Raw genomic sequence first — 22,769 nt, 5'->3', positions numbered from 1 at the left:
GTTGGTTATAAATCAGTGTACGTAGTCAAGGCAATAATCGCAAAGTAAATTCTAAATTGGCGATTAACTAGATGGTTGATGTGGAGTTAAACAAGTAAACGGTTAACAAGTATTTAGGGTGTTAACGTTATATAAATCGGTCAAAGTGCCTTTTTATGTTTGAACTTTTTATTTATGGTTTTTTGTTGAAATGTTAATAATCGCGGGTAATAAAATTTGGTAAAATTTTCAATTTCGCTGCGGTAGCTAATATCTCTTAACCATTCAATATTATATGGGCACGTTTGGATTAATCGAAACAACTGGTTGAGCGCTTTGGTTTCATTAGTATTTGCCCACTTATTGCAAATAACTTCTGCAAACATTGTCGGAGTTACGCAATAGGCGTGGTGTTTATTATCGTTGAGGAATTCTGGTTGAAAGCTCGACACGGCTAAATTAGAACTTGGTCCAAGAAAATGAATCGTTTTATCTAGGTTTGTTAATTTTTTGCCAGAACTTTGTGTGTAACCATTATTTGAAAAGAAGTTGATAAGGTATTTACGTTGGCCAAATGACAATACGTCGTAGTCATTACGAACAAATAGATTATCATCATAAATGGTGACCAACGGATACTCTGCTATGGCAAATAAATTGTTATCGCGCGCGATGGCGTCATGTGGCAGCAATTAGTTAACCTCACGTAATCGTTAATTTGAAGCCGCATTTAATTAATGCGAGTTATTAATTTGTCAATATTGCCTCTTTCAATAATTAATCTATATTCATTGGCTCGCTTTGCTATGAATATTGGTGGTTAGAGGTAAATTATTTAATCAGTATATGTTGTTTTTTTAGATAATAACTAAAGCATTCACTAGTTTTAACATCTTCAGTTTCAATATTTGACTAAGTTTCTTATACTCCCCACATTAAATAGTTTGCATTCTTTATTGGGATCATCATTCATGTCCACAGATTCTATTTCTCTTCGTATTTCTGAGCTTGTTTCATTATTAAATACCTATAATTATCAATATTACGTTTTAGATAACCCAAGCATACCTGATGCAGAGTACGATAGAGTATTTCGTGAATTACAGGCGTTAGAAGCTGAATATCCTCATTTATTAAGTCCACAGTCACCGACTCAAAAGGTAGGAGGAGTAGCGTTAAATAAATTTGATCAAGTAACGCATGAAGTACCAATGCTGTCGTTAGACAATGCGATGACTGAAGATGAGTTTGTCGCATTTCATAAACGAATTAATGACCGTCTAAAAACCAATCAAGATTTTGAATTTTGTTGTGAGCCTAAACTAGATGGTTTAGCGGTGAGTATTTTATATGAGAATGGCAAATTAGTTAGAGCCGCTACTCGTGGTGATGGTGCCGTTGGTGAAAATATAACAGAAAATGTGAAAACCATTAAAAGCATTCCATTATCTTTGATTGGCGATAACTTCCCAGAACGAGTAGAGATCCGAGGTGAAGTATTTATGTTGTTAGATGGTTTTCTCGCCTTTAATCAACAGGCCATAGAAAATGGCACTAAACCTATGGTTAATCCACGTAATGGAGCAGCGGGGAGTTTGCGACAGTTAGACTCAAAAATTAGCGCAGCTAGACCCTTGGCTTTTTATGCCTATGGTTTAGGTGTGGTCTCTGACGAATTTGAGTTAGCCGAAAGCCATTACGATCGATTGCAACAAGTGAAGTCTTTTGGTTTACCAGTTTGTCCTGAAATTACGGTAGCACAAGGCATTGATGATGTACTCGACTTTTATAAAAACGTAAGCGAAAAACGCGCATCGTTAAATTATGAAATTGATGGCACGGTATTAAAAGTAAATGACATAGATTTGCAGGACGAGTTAGGCTTTGTTGCCCGAGCGCCAAGGTGGGCAATAGCGTATAAATTCCCTGCGCAAGAAGAGTTAACTGTGTTAAACGATGTGGAGTTTCAAGTGGGTAGAACCGGCGCAATTACCCCTGTCGCGAAAGTACAACCTGTCTTTGTTGGTGGAGTAACGGTTTCCAATGCAACGTTACACAATGCTGAAGAAATAGAGCGTTTGGGCATTATGATAGGTGACACAGTGATCATTCGTCGTGCAGGTGATGTTATCCCTCAGATAGTATCTGTGGTGTTAGATAAACGCCCTGATGATGCGAAAATCATCGAATTTCCAACTACTTGTCCAGTGTGTGATTCTCAAGTTGAAAAACCAGAAGGTGAAGCTGTTACTCGATGTACAGCCGGTCTGTTCTGTGGCGCACAACGTAAGGAAGCCATCAAACATTTTGCTTCCCGTAAAGCGTTTGATGTTGACGGCTTAGGGGATAAAATCGTTGAACAGCTAGTAGATGAACAATTAATTCAATCTCCTGCTGATCTGTTTGTGTTAACCGAACAACAAATATCTAACTTAGAACGAATGGGGCCTAAGTCAGCACAAAATTTAGTTCAAGCGTTACAAGACTCTAAATCAACAACATTGCCTAAATTCTTATATTCGTTAGGTATTCGTGAAGTTGGTGAATCAACGGCGCTTAATTTAGCAAATCATTATCAAACACTTGAAAACATAAAAAACGCAGATTACGACAGTTTAATCACTGTCTCAGATGTGGGCGGCATAGTGGCAAACCATATATTGGCTTTTTTTAAAGAATCACACAATCTAGACGTTATTGCACAATTAATTGAACACGGAGTTCATTGGCCAATTATTGAGAAAAAACAAGAGTCTGAACTACCGTTGTTGGGATTAACCTATGTGTTAACGGGCTCTTTGAATGAGATGGGACGCACTGAAGCTAAAAATGCTTTAGTATCTTTAGGAGCCAAAGTTGCAGGTAGCGTGTCTGCGAAAACTCACTTTTTAATTGCAGGAGAAAAATCAGGTTCTAAGTTAACCAAAGCTCAGGATTTAGGGGTTCCGGTTTTAACTGAAGACGATATGTTGGCGTTATTTAAACAACACGGAGTTAATTAGTAATGTCTTTCATTTATGATGTATTAACTCAAATTGGCGGGATGCTTAGACCTTATAATAATGATATCGCTCTCGCTTTAGTGGCTTCTTTATTAGTGATCACAGGTGGTGATATCAATCGATATTTAAAAAGACAGATAAGTTCAGCCAACTTTGTAGTGCGTACCACAATCTTTATATTTGTTTGCACCTTTGGTTATGGTGCATTAACAGTATTGTTAACTAACATACTCAAAACCCAGCTTGCAGCACTCTCTTCCATGTATTTAGCGATTACGGTCATCGGCTGCTTTATTGCTTTGGGCGTTTACGCTGAGCGTAAAAGACAGATATAAACGGGTTGAATTAAATTGTCAAAATAAAGGCGAACCGTCAATTTTCAGGCGAATTATGCTTTTTAACACTTGCAACTCAGATCAGTCTGGTTACAATTGATTGATAATAAAAAGTAAATAGCCTGAATTAAATCATGACACAACAAATACCAGCGGTGCACAACATCTTAATATTGGATGAGAATGAACGAAGAGCTAACCTTATGGCTGGTCTTTTAGTATTCATTGGAGAACAATGTGAAGTGGTTACTGAGTCTAATTTTGCCAGTAAATGCATTCCTGAAGACGTCGTGACTTGTTGCATATTAGGTGCATTGTCAAGTGGTGAGCATGAGTCTATTGTTAAGTCACAACCGGCTATACCATTTTTATTATTGGGTGATACTTTAAAATACTTATTTGAGCAAAAAAACGTCTTAGGGATCCTAAGCGAACCTTTCCTATATCCCGTCATTACACAACAAATACGCGATTGCCAAGAATACAAACGGTTAATGCCAAAGGCACCTAACGCAACTCAAGGTAACAAATTTGAAGGTTTAATTGGAAATACGGAACCAATGAACCAAATTCGTTTTTTGATTAATCAAGTCGCCAATAAAGAAGCCAATGTACTGATCCTCGGTGAGTCAGGTACAGGTAAAGAAGTGATTGCGAGGAATGTACATTTATTATCAGGCCGTGTTGGAGGCCCATTTGTGCCAGTTAACTGTGGCGCAATACCGGCAGAGTTATTAGAAAGTGAACTGTTTGGTCATGAAAAAGGGGCATTTACTGGCGCAATATCTTCTCGTAAAGGCCGATTTGAGTTAGCGCAAGGTGGGACGTTATTTTTAGACGAAATTGGTGATATGCCACTGCAAATGCAAGTGAAATTATTACGAGTTTTACAAGAACGAACGTATGAAAGAGTTGGTGGAACCAAAGCCATTAAAGCCGATGTTCGAGTTGTTGCCGCAACGCATAGAAACTTAGAAGACATGATTGAAGAAGGTAAGTTTCGTGAAGACTTATTCTACCGTTTAAATGTATTCCCAATTGAATCACCTTCATTGTGTCAAAGAGCTGACGATTTAGAATTGTTAGTACAAGAGTTTACACATCGTTTTGAACGAGAGCATAAAGCTAAGTTTAATTTGACGGAAAGGGCACTAGAGTCTTTAAAACAGCACCAGTGGCCTGGTAATGTTCGTGAACTTGGAAACTTAGTCGAACGTTTATTAATTATGTTTCCAAACCAAATGGTGGACGTTCATGATCTACCGCAAAAATATCGATATACAGATGACTTGCCTTTTATTCCGGAATACCCAGACGAAATCATGGAACGCCAAGCATTGATTGATATGTTTGCAGACCATGATGATCCAGATGACGATGGTACAGATGATTTTACTATGTCAGGTACCATGGTGGCGGATCCAACGTCAATGATGCTTCCTACAGAAGGGATTGATTTAAAAGAATTTTTGGCTGAGTTAGAAGTGAATTTAATAGAACAAGCTTTGCAAAGTACAGATTATGTGGTGGCCAGAGCAGCGGAGCAATTGAACTTAAGACGCACCACATTAGTTGAGAAAATGCGTAAATATGACCTTAATAAAGATGACTAAAAGTTAAATGGTTGAAATGTAGGGGGAATCCCTATGTCATTGGTATGTAACTTGGATAACAATGGACACTTAGAGATAAAACTTTAAGTATTTCATATAAATGTAAGGTTACTATGCGTATCAATGAGTTAACAGCAAATGAAGTGGTTATGTCGCAAGATATTAAAAACTTACAAGAAAAAAAACGTATTGTTACTAATATTTCATACTCTGAAATTAACCAGAGAAAAAATTGTCAAGATATTAAAGCAAACTGGATGTTACTAACTCAGACAGAGCTGTTATAATTAACCTTTATTCCAAAAAGCATTTAATAACACAATGGCAAAAAAAGATTTTAAGCTGGTCGTTGTGCAAGGTATTAAGGGGGGTGTTGGCTGTACAACAATAACATCTAACTTAGCAGTTGCATTAACAAAAGTTGGTTTAAATGTGTTGGTGTTCGACTTCTGTAAAAATAATGATTTACGATTACACTTTGGGATGGGGTTAGATAGATTTGAAGGCTTTCACAAAAGTTTAATTGAAAATACCCCTTGGCTAAACAGCGCATTTTCCGATAAAAACAAGACCGTATTTTTCCCATTTGGTCAAGTTCCTCATACAGACTTAAACTCGCTTAATTCCTTAGACCCTAACTATTTTAACGATATACTTAATCAAATAGATTTTGAGTCAAAAAACACCATAATTTTAGTTGATTATCCCTCTTATTCATCGGTGTCCGATTGTTATTTCAATTTAGATTTTGATTTGAAACTAACAGTGGGGACATGTGAAGTATCAAGTTACTCAAAGCTTTCAACTAAATTTAGAACAACAACCGATCAAGATCTGTTTGTCATTAATCGATATAATCCAGAAAATAAATTAGAGTCTGACATCAGAACCTTAATTTCAACAGACTTAATTCAATTGAAATTATTAGGAGTCATATTTGAAGATGAATTTATTCATCAAGCATTAGCGCAAAATACCAGCGTGGTAGACTTAAACGAGTTTTATAAGTCATCTAAAGACTTCTATCATTTGGCAATGAGATTAAATGCATCTTTGTTTGATGAAAACGGAGTGTAATGTTTGAGTACGATTCTTCGCTTAACTTGGAATTCCATTTCTAAATACCCGTATGAAAATGCGGTTGAAACGCTTTTACTCATTAAAAGTGAATTAAGAAAAACACAATGTTCCCTTGTTTATAAACCATTCATCATTGCTCTTTGGTTGTTTAATTGGCTTTTTTTGGGAGAGCGCGTTGAAAAGTACAGTTTAAGTATTTTCTTCCAACATATTTGTTCTAAATACCCACATATTAAGTTTAACAAATTTACCATTCCTGATTTATTGAGAATAGCCATTCAGTCTATTTTTTTATTACTGTTTTATACTGATTCACAGCGTAAGAAACGAATCATAATCCAGCAAAATAATGCCAAAATCAGTGCAGCTAAGTCTGTCGTTGCCTTTATCAGAGCTTCATTTATAAACCCTGGTCGACAAATCATTTCTAAGTTAAATGAAAAAAATACTTCTCAAGCTAGAAATGACAGGAAAATTAGATTCTTACGATTCAAATGGTTAAGAGTTACATTAATTTTGCTCATGCTTGGACTAAGTGTTTGGGCGATTGTCGTGCCGTTTGAACCTTTAAATCAGCTTGTTTTTTCATTGGTACTTTGGGTGGTTGCACTTTGGTTAAGGTCTACACCTGGGCGTTTAGCCACCTTGATCATGATGATGTTGTCTATATTAATGTCCAGCCGATATATTTGGTGGCGCATGACAACGTCATTAAATATCGATGATGGCATTGGTTTTGTTTTAGGTTTGGGCTTGTTAGCTGCTGAAATCTACACTTGGTTAGTGCTGGTTATGGGGTATATACAAACTGCATGGCCGTTACAGCGTCGCATAGTGCAATTACCTAAAGATCATGAACAATGGCCATCCGTTGATATTTTTGTACCAACTTATAACGAACCTCTAAAAGTATTAATTCCGACGGTATTTGCAGCACAAAATATTGATTGGCCGAATGACAAATTGAATGTGTTTGTATTAGATGATGGCAAAAGAGAAAACATAAAGACATTTTGTGAGCAAAATAATATTAATTATATGACTCGACCAGATAATTCTTTTGCCAAAGCCGGAAATTTAAATCACGCTTTAACTAAAACCAAGGGGGAGTTTGTTGCCATATTTGACTGTGACCATGTTCCAGTTCGCTCGTTTTTACAAATGACGATGGGCGGTTTTATTAAAAACAAAAATCTGGCTTTAGTACAAACCCCGCATCACTTTTTCTCTCCAGATCCATTTGAACGGAACTTGGATGTATTTAATGAAGAGCCTAATGAAGGTGAGTTATTTTACGGTCAAATTCAAGATGGCAATGATTTATGGAACGCGACATTTTTCTGCGGTTCATGTGCAGTGCTAAGGCGTGAACCGCTAGAAGAAGTCGGCGGTATTGCAACGGAAACCGTCACAGAAGATGCTCATACGGCTTTAAAACTTCATCGTCTTGGTTATGACTCATCTTATGTTAATTTAAAACAGGCTGCCGGATTAGCAACGGAAAGTATATCTGCACATATCGGTCAGCGAATTCGCTGGGCCAGAGGTATGTTACAAATTTTTAGAGTTGACAATCCGTTATTAGGCCGAGGTTTGTCGTTTATGCAGCGCATTTGTTACAGCAATGCGATGTTGCATTTTTTCTATGGTTTGCCTAGGTTAGTGTTCTTAACAGCCCCGTTAACCTTTCTTTTATTGCACACATATATAATCTACGCACCGGTTGAAACTATATTTTTATATGTCGTTCCAGCAATATTTTTAGCTAACCTAACCAATAGCCGACACCAAGGGCAATACCGAAACACATTTTGGGCTGAGTTATATGAGTCCGTGCTTGCTTGGTACATATTCAGGCCAACATTAATTGCATTGATCAATCCTGGAAAAGGTAAATTTAACGTCACCGAAAAAGGTGGGGTAGTTGAAAAAGATTACTTTGACTGGGGGATTGGGGTCCCATATTTAATTCTGATTGCACTAAACATCATAGGTCTTATTTTTGGTGTTTGGCGAATAGGTTTTGGTCCTGAAAGTGAAATAAGTACGATTATCATGAACATGATTTGGACCTTTTATAATTTAATGGTACTTGGCGGTGTAATGGCAATAATTACTGAATCTAAACAGGTTCGTATTGCCCATAGAGTTCAATATAAATTACCTTTTGCTATCTATACCAAAGAGGGATTTGTCTACGAAGCAATCATGAATGACTATTCAGAATCGGGCATTGGTTTAGAGGTTGTTTCGACTGATGATATTAGGTTTAAGTTAGAGGACAAAATTACCGTAGTATTACGTAGAGATGAAATTATCCATTCATTTGAAACCACCGTTAAATTTGTGTCGAATAATAAACTAGGGGTGAAGTTTGATGATGAATCAATGGATAGCTTAAGAAAGTTAATTCAAGTTACCTTTTCCCGTGCTGATGCGTGGGAAGTTCACTCAATGAATCGGGATAAAGAAATAATCAGCAGTCGCTTAGTGAGTATATTTAAAATAGGTATGAAAGGATATTCAAGTTTATTCTTCTATCTACATAGCTACATTAGAGATAATATAAAACCTCTTTATCACATCGGGCACTATCTAATATCCTTCCTGCCAAAATCTCCAAGGATAACCAATAGTTAACACTTGGTTTGTAAGTTGTGAATAGGTAAAATGTTTTAATATATATCACTTCGGTTTAACAATCGTTGTTTTCACAGTGTAAGGCTGATTATTAAATGAGATTTAAATCTTTTATTGTGATGTTTTTTTGTGGCTTAATGTCCGTTAACGCCATCTCGAGCTCTATTTTTGTTTCTACCGACTCGGTTGAGCTTTTTTCAAAAAAGAATGAAAAGAAAATAGGGAACTGGCCGCAAGATATGTTGTTCACCGCAGATGTGGATGAAGACCGGTGGTTAGTTGTAAATGGTTATTTCTCTTCAGTGGAATGGGTTCCAATTTCAACCCCTACTTATATAAAACAGTCTGACAATGTGCAGTTAACCAGTGATGGCAAGGACCTCACTTTAACAGAAGTTACAGGCTTTATTAGAGGCTTAGGTACGGAATTCGATACAACCGAGTCTCAAGATAACTTGAGCTTACAGCAGTGGTTAGATAAAAATTACTTCGCCAATTGGGCAAAAAGTGTGCATAAACGAAAAATGTTATTACCGCACTTAACTGACAATATTAATCAACATAATACACAACTTAAAGAAAAGATTAACTCTACCTTTCGTTTGAGTGATTTAGTTAATCAACAGCCTTTAAAATTAAATGGTAACAAAAGCAGTGTGGACTTTTCTTTTGGTACTCGTTTAGATCGGGTGGTAGAGCAAGCAACATTAAACTTAGAATTTATTTATTCACCAACTATGGTAACTGGTCAATCTCAAGTAAAAATCTATTTAAATGACGAAGTGGCCGGCGTGATCACAGTTGACCCTAAACAAGCTGGAAAAATTGTTCAAAAACAGATTATATTACCGAGTTATCGTTTTCGTGAGTTTAATAACGTTAAATTTGAGCTACTTGGGTATTATGAAACGCTAGATGGTCAGTGTTTTGACCCTGGTCATTTAGGGCTTTGGTTAGAATTATTATCCACCAGTAATATTGTGTTAAATGAACATCAGCTGCCTCTACAAAATGACTTGTCGTTATTGCCGGTTCCTTTTATCGATGCCAGACAAATGTCAAAACAGTTAGCCACTTTTGTCTTTCCTAAATCCACGGACACTGATTTTGTTAGTGCGGCAACAAAAATTGCTGGTTGGTTGGGCGTGCAAGCCGAGTGGCGCGGTAATCAGTTTGATGTTTTATTTGATAAGTTACCAAAATCAAACGCAATTGTGTTTGCTACTAATGACAAAAAACCCTATTTTTTGAAGGATTATCCCGACATCAACCAACCTACGGTTGTTATGGCGAATCACCCGTTATACAAAGATTACAAGCTATTATTAGTATTAGGTAAAGATGTTGAGCAATTAAAAACGGCCGCTGAAGGTGTGGCGATTGGACATAATAATTTATCCGGACAAGCCTCTCATATTAGCAAAATTGATTACTCTAAAAAATTATTGCCTTATCAAGCGCCATTATGGGTCAATAATGAACGCCCAATGAAATTTAGCGAATTTGTGAATGATGAAGATGAATTAAAACGACAAGGGGCTTATTTAGCTCCGATTCGAGTCAATATGCATATTCCAGCTGATTTGTTTATTTGGGAAACTCGTGGCGTACCTGTGGACTTAAATTATCGCTATACACCACCGGCAAAACCAGATATTTCAATGTTAAATGTGAAAATTAATAATTCATTAGTTGAGTCGTTTAAACTAACTGAAGGTGATGGTATTTGGGAAGGTGGATCTCGTATTCGAATGCCATTTGCTAAGGAATTATTTAGCATGAACTCTGAGCTCATGTTGCCAAGTTTTCAGTTGGGTATTCAAAATCTAATGGAATTTGATTTCATTATAAAAGACGATCAACGTGCATGTTTAAATGAGCCGTCACAAAAATTTGTTCAAATAGATTCAAATTCAACTTTAGACTTTAGTGGCTTTGAACATTATGCAGAAATGCCCAATATGGCTTCTTTAGCTTATTCTGGTTTGCCTTTCACGCGAATGGCAGACCTTTCTGAAACCTTGGTTATACTGCCTAAGAAATTTGCAGAAGAAGAATTAGAGCTGACATTAACGATGTTTGCGCGCTTTTCTGCGATAACAGGTTATCCAGCTACAAAAGCACAGATTTCTAAATCAGACCTTAAGGTTGAGTTAAACAACAAAGATGTTATTTATATAAATTCTTTTACCGAAGAATCCAACTCAATAGATGATGGTTTAAATGCGTTAATTAAACGTAATAGTCATAGATTAGCGTTAACTCAAGATTTGTTTAAAGACAGCCATCAACAAGAAAGGCAATTTATAGACACTAAAGAAGATGAAGTGTTTGTGTCTTTTGAAAATGAAAACTGGGGCAATATTGCAATTATGTCAGAGTTTGAGTCACCAGCTACATCAGGTCGTTCAGTATTATCTATCATGGCATCCCGTAAATCTGGTTTAGATTTGGTATCGGAAGTATTTCAAGATCAAGCTAAGTTGTACTTACTAAGAGGCTCTACGGTTATTTTCCATGAAAACAAGATTGTTCATAATACCGTTGGCGAGAAGTATTACACCGGTGAATTGCCAATTTGGGCGTTCATTCGATATCAATTAGCGCAAAGACCTAATTTGATGTTAGCGATTGTATTGTTCTCGGTCTTTTTGGTTGCAATGATAGCGTGGCGTGTTCTTAGATTTGTATCGTATAAACGTGTTCATGGTGATCATTAATGAAACTCAGAGGCTTACTTATGGGATTTACTCTCGTTTTAAGTTTGTCTGTATTCTCAGAAGAGGCTGCTAAAAACTGGCCTCTGTGGCAGTTTTTTCAAACGCAATTTATTACCGAGTCAGGTAGGGTAAATGATCCTTATGGCGGCAAAAACATTACGACCTCCGAAGGGCAGTCATACGCACTTTTTTTGCTCTGGTAAATAACCAGCCTGAATTATTTGACCAGTTAATAAATTGGACGGAACAACATTTATCAAAGGGAAACTTGGCGACCAACTTACCTGCATGGCAGTGGGGTAAGAATAAGCTTGGCCGCGGTAACGTATTAGATCAAAATTCTGCGTCAGACTCAGATTTATGGATATTGTATTGTTTGTATGAAGCAAGCCGTCTTTGGGGTAAACCAGAATATGCACGTTTAGCGGATCAGCTTGCTATAGCGATTTTGCAAAATGAAGTATATTTTGTTGCCGATGTAGGTCATTTTTTATTGCCAGGGGTATCTGGCTTTGTGAATAACAAGCGGAATATTAAACTCAATCCCAGTTATGTGCCAATGCAATTGATGGATTATTTTGCATTTTATTTAGAAGATAAACGTTGGCGCAGTCTTCAACAAACGTCGTTGTTATTAACCATGGAAAGCTCACCCCGTGGTTTTGCCCCTGATTGGATTCATTATGACTTATCAACGAATAACTTTAATCAAGCCTCGAACGGAAGTTATAATGCCATTAGGGTATATTTATGGGCTGGCATGTTGTCTGATGAAAGTGAGCATTGGCCAATGTTCAAGTTTCATTTTGCTAAGTCCGTTGGGTTTGTGAATAAATTACAGGGCGTCCCCGAGTCTATCGATATTAATATGCTTGCGTATAACAATATTGGAAATATAGGGTTTGATATTAGCTTCCTCCCTTTGGTCAGTCGATTAGAATACCCACAATTAACACAAACCATTATGGCTAAAATAGAAAAGGCTAACCTTTTAAATTCGAATAGTTATTATCAAAGTGTTTTAGCCTTATTTGGTTTAGGCTGGGCAGAAAAACGTTTTGCGTTTACTGATACAGGTGCATTGACGGTAAGTTGGAAAAATGAAAATTAATCATATGCATTGGGTATTGAGTGTCGTTTTTTGTCTTTTATTAATGAATACACATCCGGCAAAAAGTAACGAACAAGGCGTAAACGTTTTGTTGGAACAACTGTCATTTCAGATGGGACAACGTAACCTGTTTCAAGCAGAAAAAACCTTAAGTAAAATTAGTAAAGTTGCGCCTAATAACCTTATATATCTTCAAGAAAACATTCGTTTTTTGGCTGAGTCAGCTCGTTTTGAGGAAGCCAGAGTTTCCTTATTAAAAATAAAAACACGGTTATCCATCGATGAATATAATGTTTTGTTGCAACTGCTTAATATTTACCAAAATAACCGTGAAGTATTATCTGAAGCCAGGCTACTTAATACCCGTAAACTCTATAAACAAGCCTTAGATAAATACGATGGATTATTCCAATCTAAAGACCCTCATTATTCTTTAGCGTTAGAGTATTGGGACATCATTACTGAAGTACAGCCAGAGCTGGAACCAACGGTTTTGTATAAGTTGGAAAAACTTAGCAAACAATATCCCGCTAATACTCGAATAAAATTAGCGTATTTTAAATACTCCTTAAGAGCTGGATTAAATAAGTTAGCAATTTATCAAGAGTTGTATTTATTGACGTTCAATACCGTATGGCAATTCGAGGCCAAACGATTATGGCAATATGGGCTGCTGAATACCGAAGTATCAGAAACTAATAAAAAAGGTTTCTTGGATTATTTAGAGCGTTTCCCAAATGACACTTGGATCACTTACCATTATCAAGACGGTTTAGATACAATCAAGCAACATAATATTTTAATGCGTGATCCAGCCTACAGAGCAAAAATAAAACTGCCAATTATGTTGGATAACGATGATCCTTTGCCAGAAATATCTTTGGCGCTAGAAACAGCTAAAACAAAATACGCTAATGACCAAGTTGTGGTCATATCTGAAGGTCGGTTGTTGTTCAGGAAAAAAGATTTTAATGGGGCTATTGCGGCTTTTAATCGTTGTATTGAACTCTTTGAACCTACACCGGCTGTATGTGTTTCATTGATCCGAACAACAGAGTACTGGGCGTTAATTGACCAAGTAGAACGAGACATTGTCGGACAAAACTTTGAAACAGCACAAGATAAAATAAATGAGTTATATAAATTTGAAGACGAAAGTAACTATCATATTTTATTAGACGGTAGATTACATGAAACACTCGGCGATCTTATTATCGCAGAGCAACTATATTTATCGCTTTTAGCATTTGACCCTTTAAGTCGCCAGGTTCTCGTTACCATAATGGAGTTTAAACTAAATCATTATGGCAAATTAAATATGGACACTTGGGTATCGGGTCTTTCACTGCAACAGACCAATGTATTACTGAGTGATTACCATGCCTTATTGATAGCTCGAATAAGAGAAAAGGCCGATGCTCGGTTGTTAGAAGGGAATGAACAAGACGCAGAAGCCTTATTACTTTCTGGTTTACAGATAGTGCAAATGCACCCATGGGTAACGTATGATTTAGCAAGGTTATATATCTCGCAAGGAGACGTAACTAAGGCGTTAAACTTATACCAACCGATATCTGATAAGGTGGAAGTAAAGTACTCACACAGTTTAATTCTTGCTAGTTTAGATATGTACGATCGTGCCATTAACGTCCTCAAAAGTATACCGCCAGAGTCGCGTACAGAGAGTGTGCTCAATGATATTTCTGACTACGAGTTTGCATTAGCAATGATGAAAGTCGATGAAGCTACTCAACATAATCGTTTATCTTTGTTGCTAAGAGCATCTGACGTATACAGTAATAACTTAGTGTATATGTCTAAGATCCAGCAAAAGATGTTTCAATACGGATTCTTAGAACAAACTGTGCTGTTGGCATCGGCATTAGCCGATTCAAATTTAGGTTCTGAAGTGATCAAACGGGTTGATGTATTATTACGACTTGCCCAAGTTCAGTTAATAACTAAACAAACCGACCAAGCTATCGACACCTTAACTCAGGTTTATGCTGAGGATGATCGCTCATTAGTCAATAATTTGGATTTAGCCGATTTATCAATAGACTTGCTTGAACAAGGAGATTTGCCGACTCAGTTAGACGTTAAGCTAACAAGTCTTTTGGACCGTCAAACCTCAGATTACCCTAGTCTTGCAGATGTTTGGGCAGATAACTTACGTGTGGCGGAAGTTAATCAAGAACCAATGAAAATGTGGGAGGCGCTGTCGCATTTAGTAAAGCTGGAACCTTCTCAATCGTATCGATTTTATCAATTATTTTCGCTATATGAAGATCATCAAGATACGTTAGATATATCTGAACAAGTATTTAAGGATGACTATTTAATTCCGTTTATTCAAATGTATCCTTTTAATCCTGTCGGTTATGATTTTGCTTATCGACTTTATTATCGATTGCCAGAACTAAATGAAGACGCCAACAGTTTAATGAAAAAAGGCTACTACACTGCGTTGATGACAGATATTGGTGATCCTAACGAGTTCGACGTTCGAAGTTTTACTACTGGTGATGAATTAATACAACAAACCGCAACTAGTGATTTAAGTCATTTACAAAAACAAAAAATACAAGAATATTATGACTTAATGAATTCCAATGAGAGCATTAGTAAAATAGAAGTCAATCAGGGCTCATGGTTAGTTAACCGTTTTCAAACTGCGGTACGTGAACACAGTGAAAAACAGAATCAACGTTTAGAATTAGGCGTTAAGCAGTATTCAAAGTCAGGAGGTCAAGGGTCATCGGAATATGATTTGTCTGTATTAAGCTTAACGTATGCAGCTCCAATGGATAACGCATGGTTAGGTATGGGCGAATGGTATATTAAGATTGATCCAACCATATTAAATGCTGGTGTTTTAGATGTTAGCGATCCAGCAAACGATACGTTTGGCACCATTGCTTTGTGTGATGACCCTTGTGATAATTTATTGTTAAGACAAGAACGTAGCGGTTTTTCAATTGCGTTAGGATTTGAAAATGAATCCTTTATTGCTGACATTGGAACTAAACCCATTGGTTTTGAACTTGTTGATTGGGTTGGTGGCATTAACTATAACAATAGTATTTGGAATATTGGTTGGTCTATAGGCGCTAGTAAACGTCCGGTTACCAGTTCTTTATTGAGTTATTCCGGAACCGAAGATCCAAATTCTTCCATTATTTGGGGCGGAGTCAGTTTATATAATATGGGCTTATCGTTAAGTTATGATCAAGGCACTGGTTGGGGGATTTGGGCATTAGCGGATGCAGGCGCTATTACGGGTACTGAAATTAAATCAAATCAACGTACCCGTGCCATGGGGGGCGTGTATTTAGATTGGTTTAATCGTGATTGGTTAACGGCTAGCATAGGTTTAAATTTATTTACTTGGCAATACCAAGACGATCTAAGTCAATTTACTTTAGGTCAGGGTGGGTATTATAGCCCGCAAAAATATATGGCGGCCTCAATCCCACTTAATTTTTATGGACGTGTGGGGGACTTTACTTACCAAGTTGATTTATCTATTTCTCGGTCAGAGTCAGGTGATGATGAAACTATGTTTTATCCAAATCACCCTGAATATCAAGCGGCTTTTGACTTAGTAAGTTCGGATAGTTTTAGTGGTGGGGATACTAAAGGGCAAGGTTATTCGGCGAATGCAATGATAGAATATAAGTTAACCAATCACTGGATATTTGGTACAAATTTAACGATTCAAAAGTCAGAGTTTTTCTCACCCAATAGCCTCTACTTTTACCTAAAATATTATTTTGAACCAAATCTTCAACCGGCCAATAGACGGCCAGATCCTGTGTCTATTTATATGGATTATTAAAATGATAAATAATGTGTTGGTAAACACCTTATCTTTGTTAATTGATTTAACACAAAGCACTACTTTAGTTATAGGGTCTGTTTTTACATGTCTGATTTAAATATAACGGGCTTACCACCTTTAATAAATGCGCTGGAAAAAGGCAGAGTATATTGCATTACTGTGCAGTCTAGTAGTTGGTTTGATTTGTTGATGAGCCATATTACGGGCAATAATAATACGTTATTAACGTTTCGTAACGTGGCTGTGGATTACCCTAATGTTGTTGAAAAGTATAACGATAAACAGATAGATATTATTACTGTTGAGCAAAAAAGCTTAGTTAAGTTGTCAAAAAAGATCAGTCGTTTAGTTATTGAGTTTAGCCAGCTTAGAATTAAAAATGGGGCTCTTTATATTGATGCTTCTGATCAATTATTAGGTTCAAATAAAAATAATGAACAGCTTATTACTGAGTTAAAACATTTTGCTAAAAAACAAAATGTATCGATTGTCTTGTTATTTAGTGAAGGCGATAAAGGCTCAAATGTACAAACACTGTTAACTGAACATCGTACTGATTTCTATGGTGTAATGAAGTTTGAGGGTGAAGTTGACCCTAACATGTTACAAATAGACATTTGGTATACAGACACAGGTTGTGTGGTAAATCAAAATTATCGAGTTCAAAATCTGAACGGCAGAGTCGCGTTAACTAAGTCAGATAATATAAACTTTGCGACGGAGCAATTTGAGAAGTCGAATGTCATCGTTGACGAAAATCATACTGAAATTAGTGTGATATTAAACCGCTCATGGGAATTGGCCAAAGATCAAGATGACCTGTTTAGATTGGTAAAAGAGAATCCATCGGCCACGGTAATTATTCATGGCTTAAACTCTATTTCGTTAAAAGATTTAGCAAAGAAAATATATAAATTACGACAGCTTGCTGGTGAGAACTTAAAAGTTATTGTGCTAGAAGTAAATGTACACCTGCGAATGACAGAGCAGAATATATTAAGGTGTTTAGGCGCAAACTTAATTTTGCCTCGTAAAATACAAATTAACACCTTAACAAACATTATTAGCGCCACCGAAAACTTGGTATTTGTTGGTGATTTAACAGCTGACTTTTACGACATCTATGATGAAGAATTAATGCCTTCTCAGATGGGATATTTAGCGCCTAATATCTTTAAAGGAGAGTTAGAGAAATTAAGCCATAGTTCTAAAAAATATGGCATAAGTAGTTCGTTAATTATACTGAAAATTCCTTCAGGCATTGCGGCGATGGATACGATCAAATACGCCAAGTTTCAACGACATGGTGATATATATTGCATTATAGACAACTTTGTATATATCTATTTATTTGGCTGTCGAGATGAAGACATTAACATTACGTTAACCCATATATTAGGCGCGGAACCATTGTTGATTTTCAGTTCTGGTAAACGTTATGTAACACAAGACGCCGTCGCATTACAAATTATGAAATTGCACGAATACATTGAAAATAACCCAGTGGTTGATTTTCATAGTAGAATAGTTGAGTTCACGGAACATAAAGAAAAGATGGAAAATATGCGTTCTGATAAAATGGATTACTTTGAAATAAACGTCGCTGTTCCGGCCAACTTAAAGTTGAAATAACATGAGTTTTGAAAATTTCATTACATTAACCTTTAGTATTTTAATGTGCGGTATATTGGTTGGTTTGGTAATTAAAAGGTTATGGGGAAAGCTCAAACGAAGTCGTATCTATTATATTTTAACACCCAAATTACTAAAACCTTATGCTGGAGATAAATAATTAACATGGTCCCACCAGAGTCTGAACAAAAAACGCCTTCAATTATCTTATTTTCTGAGCTAGGTGTATGGAATTTATACTTTTTATTAAAGTTGTATTTATTTGCCACGCATTCCATTAATTTTCATTTTTTGGAAAATATCGCATTTTTATTATTTATCATCGCACCGTTTCAGACGCACTTTTTATATAAACTGCGTCAAGTGGTTGTTATCCCAATGGGAATATCGCTTTTATATTATGATTCTTGGTTACCGAGCTTTGATAAATTAATCATACAAATTAAAAATTTGGCTAGTTTTGATATAAGCTATTTGTTTGAGTTATCTACTCGTTTTTTCAACTTTGAATTAGTGTCTGCTTTTTTTGTTGTGGTTGTTTGTTATTACTATTTTAAAAATTGGATCAAGTTCACCAGTATCACTATAGGTTTATTTTCATACTTCTTGTTTATGCAGTACTACCAACCAGAAGCGGATACAAAGACACAAATCGTTCGTGCGCAAAATACGTTTAATAACACAAATACACAGTCGTCAAATAGCCCTGACGAACATTTACAGCAGTTTTTTAGCTACGAAGCTAAGCGTAAAATTGGTTACGACAATGTCACTATGAATCAACCGTTTGAATTGCTGTTTTTAAATGTATGTTCTTTGTCTTGGGATGACTTAAAACATACTGGATTAGATACGCATATATTATTTGATAAGTTCGATATTATGTTTCAGCAGTTTAATACTGCGACCTCTTATAGTGGTCCAGCTGCGATACGCCTACTTAGGGCGAGTTGTGGCCAACGAACGCATTCACAGTTATATTCGCCAGCAGACAATCAATGTTACCTATTTAATAATTTAGCTAAACTAGGTTTTGGTCAAAACTTACTTATGAATCATGATGGTAAGTTTGATAATTTTGAACAGTATATTAGAAAAGAAGGGGGCTGGAATGTCCCAAATCAACTAGATCCGCAATCTCCTTTGATTCAGAAGTCGTTTGACGGTTCTCCAATCTATTCTGACCGTTCTTTATTCGACCAATGGTTAGCAAAAACAGACAGTAAACCAAGCGCAACATTATATAACACGGTTAGTTTGCACGATGGTAATAAAATACTGGGCAATCAATCTAGGTTAAACAGTTTAGAAAATTTCCATCCAAGACTGTTAACCTTGTTAAATGACATTAATTATTTATTTGAAAAAATTGAACAGTCTGGTCGAAAAGTGATGGTTGTTTTGGTTCCTGAACATGGCGCGGGTATTAAAGGCGATAATTTACAATTGGCTGGAATGCGTGAATTTCCAAGTTATAATATCACTCATGTTCCTGTGGGCGTTAAGCTGTTCGGAATGCCTAAAGGTAAAGAACAAACGTTGAATGTTAGTTCCCCTACGAGTTATTTAGCTATTTCAAAACTTGTCCAACAAGTTGTTGAAAAAGATATGTTTGGCGAGCCTACATCAACTCTATCTGCCATTATTAATAGTTTGCCAACAACAGAGCCGGTTTCTGAAAATGATAGCGCTACGGTAATAAGACACAATGGTACGTATCAAATGAAGATAGGTGAGGAAGATTGGATCCAATACGGTAATGACAACTAGGATTAAGTCTTAAATACTCGATAAATAGGGTGAACAAAAACGAGCTAATTAGCTCGTTTTTTTGTGCCTGAACCAATGCACATTATGGTGGTTAAAGGCGCAATGTTCGGGCTTGTTTTATGGTTTATAAACTAAGGTTGTCAATTTTTTGTTATTGGTTTGTTTTATTAAAATAAGCTCTTAACCGACTGATTTTATTGAAAATAAAAGTTGGCATAAAGATTGTTTTAATCAGTCTGTATTAGACCGGAAAGAGACAGTATTATGTCAGCAAGTATTACCGCAGTTATATCAGATAAATCGTTAGTCGATTCACCTTTAAAATTGGCTTCGTTTACTCCGATGATGGAATTAGGTTTTAACCATGATAGTGAAAGCTCCTTTGGCGCTTCGCATCAGGTATTCCGTCAATCCAAAACTAAGGACGGTAAATCCAACGAGATAAACTTATTACGTAAACGTAATGAGGAACTCAGTCATTTGGTCGACGTATTACCAAATGGGGTTGTAGTGCTCGACAATAAAGGCCAAGTCTCCCAAGCGAATAAAGTCGCAATAGAATTATTAGGTGTGCCACTGGAAGGTGAGAAGTGGCGCACAATTATCACTCGTTCATTTAAACCAAGAAGCGATGATGGGCACGAAGTGTCGTTATATGACGGACGTCGAGTTAAGTTAGATATAATGCCACTTCAGTCTGGTCAACTGATTGTTATGACAGATTTAACGGAAACCAGAAAATTACAAGATAGAATTAGTCATTTACAGCGTGTATCGGCATTGGGACGTATGGTGGCGAGTTTAGCTCATCAGATTAGGACGCCTCTGTCAGCGGCTATGTTATATGCAGCTAATTTATCAAATTCAAGATTACCAACCGATAAACGCAAAACCTTTGTCGGTAAATTGACATCGCGTTTGGTCGACTTAGAAAAGCAAGTAAATGACATGTTGATGTTCGCCAAAAGTGGCGAGAATCAAGTATTAGAACAAGTGTCTATGCAACAGCTTTTAGCGGATGTTTATCAAAGTTCAGAAGCGTTAGTCGCTCAAAATGGTGACTTTAGTGTCGAATTACCAGAACCAGATATTTGCATTTTAGCTAACAAAACCAGCCTTGCCAGTGCCATTACAAACTTAGTACATAATGCTGTGCAAGTAATTGGTAAAGGCGTTGATATACATTTATCAGCAAGGCGTATTAATCAAATACCTAATCAAGTTTGTATTTCCGTTGAAGATAATGGCCCTGGTATTAAACCAGAACAAATGGAAAAAATATTCGAACCATTTTTTACCACTCGCTCACAAGGAACTGGACTTGGGTTGTCTGTTGTTAAAACAGTCGCACAAGCACACCAAGGACGCGTCGAAGTGATTAATAAAAAAGAGGGCGGTGCAATATTTAATTTGTATCTACCAATCAAACTAACTAGCCAAACAGAAGACAACAATAGTGCGTTAGAGAATGAAGCACAGGAGAACGTAGCATGAGTCAATCACAAATATTAGTAGTTGAGGACGATTCAGGTCTTAGAGAAGCTCTTGTCGATACTTTATCTATTGCAGGTTATTCAGTAGTTGAAGCTGATTCAGCTGAATCTGCGTTAGTGTTATTAAAACAAAAAGTTATTGATATTATTATTTCAGATGTCCAAATGGGCGGATTGAGTGGACTGGATTTATTAAAGTCGGTTCGTAAGTTGTATCCCAATACTCCATTTTTATTAATGACGGCATATGCCACAATCGATCACGCTGTGGAAGCAATGAAATATGGTGCGATTGATTATATGGCCAAACCTTTTGCGCCAGAAGTGTTGTTAAATATGGTGGGGCGTTATGCGCCAGTTAAACAAGTCGAGCGACATACTCCGATAGTTGCTGATCAAAAAAGTAAAGAATTATTAAAATTAGCGGCCAAAGTCGCTTTATCAGACGCAAGTGTGATGATCACCGGACCAAGTGGTGCGGGTAAAGAGGTAATGGCACGTTATATACACGACCAATCCAATCGTTCTGATCATGATTTCATCGCGATTAACTGTGCCGCTATTCCAGACAACATGTTGGAAGCAACCTTATTTGGTTATGAAAAAGGGGCGTTCACTGGCGCAATACAAGCATGCCCAGGTAAGTTTGAACAAGCCCAACACGGCACCATATTGTTAGATGAAATAACCGAAATGGATATGAATCTACAAGCCAAGTTATTACGGGTATTACAAGAACGTGAAGTGGAACGTTTAGGCAGTCGTAAAACCATTAAACTTGATGTTCGTGTCTTAGCGACATCTAACCGTGATTTAATGTCTGCGGTACGTGAAGGTAAGTTCAGAGAAGATTTATATTATCGTCTTAATGTATTCCCAATACGTTGGTTGCCATTAGCACAACGAAAAGATGACATTACACCAATCGCATTTTATTTATTAAGCCGCCATTGTGTTGAGATGGGACGAGAGATCCCTGATTTTTCAGCCGCAGCAAAAGCGAAACTATTGAATCACTCATGGCCTGGTAACGTACGAGAACTAGACAATGTGATCCAACGTGCCTTGATATTGTGTGTTGACGATAAAATTGAAGTGGAACATATCTTATTAGAAGAGTTTGCTATCGATAATATTGCTGCAGGTATTAAAGCAGATTTATTAACAGAAGCGGCACCACAGATAGCGCCAGAATTAGAAGAGTCACCTGATTTTAAGATGGAAATACGAGATCAAGAGAATCGACTTATATTAGATGCGTTATTAGCGTGCCGAGGTAAACGCAAAGATGTAGCGGAAAAACTAGGAATTAGTCCAAGAACGTTACGTTATAAATTAGCTAAGATGCGTGAGCTAGGTATAGAAGTTCCGGCTTAATTCAGAACGTTTTAGTCCAAATCGGCTAACGCCCTATGCGATTTTATCATTACATAGGGCTTTGCTGTTTCTGCTCCATTTGTTCAAGTCAAATTTTTGTCATTCCCCAAACACGTCAAAATTCTTAATAAAACCCTTTAAAAACAACGGGTTAAAAACTGGCATTATATCTGCAA

At 36.7% G+C, this 22,769-nt stretch carries 13 protein-coding genes and 1 pseudogene; 13 read left to right on the top strand and 1 reads right to left on the bottom strand.

Annotated features, from left to right (window positions below; genetic code table 11):
• Window positions 1-140 precede the first annotated feature (140 nt).
• Window positions 141-671, bottom strand: a complete 531-nt coding sequence (locus RT723_RS07595) for a hypothetical protein (RefSeq protein WP_315946533.1) — start codon at window positions 669-671, stop codon at window positions 141-143.
• Window positions 672-950: 279 nt separating this feature from the next.
• Here RT723_RS07595 and ligA point away from each other — a divergent pair, with 279 nt between their 5' ends.
• The 13 genes and pseudogenes from ligA to RT723_RS07525 all read left to right on the top strand — a co-directional run bounded on the left by ligA (window position 951) and on the right by RT723_RS07525 (window position 22,593).
• On the top strand, window positions 951-2,981 hold the full coding sequence (gene ligA / locus RT723_RS07590; RefSeq protein WP_315946532.1) for an NAD-dependent DNA ligase LigA: 2,031 nt from the start codon (window positions 951-953) through the stop codon (window positions 2,979-2,981).
• 2 nt (window positions 2,982-2,983) lie between these two features.
• Window positions 2,984-3,316: a DUF3392 domain-containing protein gene (locus RT723_RS07585; protein ID WP_315946531.1), complete on the top strand. Its 333-nt coding sequence runs from the start codon at window positions 2,984-2,986 to the stop codon at window positions 3,314-3,316.
• A 134-nt stretch (window positions 3,317-3,450) separates the two neighbouring features.
• Window positions 3,451-4,929 (top strand): sigma-54 dependent transcriptional regulator, encoded by a 1,479-nt coding sequence (locus tag RT723_RS07580; RefSeq protein WP_315946530.1) that lies wholly within the window; start codon window positions 3,451-3,453, stop codon window positions 4,927-4,929.
• Between the two features lie 113 nt (window positions 4,930-5,042).
• Entirely contained in the window at window positions 5,043-5,216 is a 174-nt protein-coding gene (locus tag RT723_RS07575; RefSeq protein WP_315946529.1) for a hypothetical protein, read from the top strand.
• Between the two features lie 34 nt (window positions 5,217-5,250).
• The gene (locus tag RT723_RS07570) at window positions 5,251-6,006 is read left to right on the top strand and encodes a cellulose synthase operon protein YhjQ/BcsQ (RefSeq protein WP_315946528.1); all 756 of its coding nucleotides are present in this window, start codon (window positions 5,251-5,253) and stop codon (window positions 6,004-6,006) included.
• A 3-nt stretch (window positions 6,007-6,009) separates the two neighbouring features.
• Window positions 6,010-8,649, top strand: a complete 2,640-nt coding sequence (bcsA, locus tag RT723_RS07565; protein WP_315946527.1) for a UDP-forming cellulose synthase catalytic subunit — start codon at window positions 6,010-6,012, stop codon at window positions 8,647-8,649.
• A 95-nt stretch (window positions 8,650-8,744) separates the two neighbouring features.
• Window positions 8,745-11,369 carry a cellulose biosynthesis cyclic di-GMP-binding regulatory protein BcsB gene (bcsB, locus tag RT723_RS07560; RefSeq protein WP_315946526.1) on the top strand — a complete coding sequence of 875 codons (2,625 nt, stop codon included), beginning with the start codon at window positions 8,745-8,747 and terminating at the stop codon, window positions 11,367-11,369.
• Window positions 11,369-12,480 (top strand): annotated as a pseudogene (gene bcsZ / locus RT723_RS07550) (cellulose synthase complex periplasmic endoglucanase BcsZ). The gene bcsB and the pseudogene bcsZ overlap by 1 nt, the downstream one beginning before the upstream one ends.
• A complete protein-coding gene (locus RT723_RS07545) occupies window positions 12,470-16,318 on the top strand; it encodes a cellulose synthase subunit BcsC-related outer membrane protein (RefSeq protein ID WP_315946524.1) in 3,849 nt (1,282 codons plus the stop codon). Before bcsZ ends, RT723_RS07545 begins: the two are co-directional and overlap by 11 nt.
• 87 nt (window positions 16,319-16,405) lie before the next feature.
• Window positions 16,406-17,953, top strand: a complete 1,548-nt coding sequence (locus RT723_RS07540) for a BcsE family c-di-GMP-binding protein (RefSeq protein WP_315946523.1) — start codon at window positions 16,406-16,408, stop codon at window positions 17,951-17,953.
• A gap of 165 nt (window positions 17,954-18,118) precedes the next feature.
• Window positions 18,119-19,723, top strand: coding sequence for a cellulose biosynthesis protein BcsG (gene bcsG, locus RT723_RS07535; RefSeq protein ID WP_315946522.1), 1,605 nt, complete (start codon window positions 18,119-18,121; stop codon window positions 19,721-19,723).
• Between the two features lie 264 nt (window positions 19,724-19,987).
• Entirely contained in the window at window positions 19,988-21,217 is a 1,230-nt protein-coding gene (locus RT723_RS07530) for a sensor histidine kinase (protein WP_252731658.1), read from the top strand.
• Window positions 21,214-22,593 (top strand): sigma-54-dependent transcriptional regulator, encoded by a 1,380-nt coding sequence (locus tag RT723_RS07525; RefSeq protein WP_216054533.1) that lies wholly within the window; start codon window positions 21,214-21,216, stop codon window positions 22,591-22,593. Before RT723_RS07530 ends, RT723_RS07525 begins: the two co-directional genes overlap by 4 nt.
• Window positions 22,594-22,769: the final 176 nt, after the last annotated feature.

It is taken from the genome of Psychrosphaera aquimarina (assembly GCF_032461525.1).
Lineage (GTDB): Bacteria > Pseudomonadota > Gammaproteobacteria > Enterobacterales > Alteromonadaceae > Psychrosphaera > Psychrosphaera aquimarina.
This window is presented reverse-complemented; position numbering and strand designations above follow the sequence as displayed.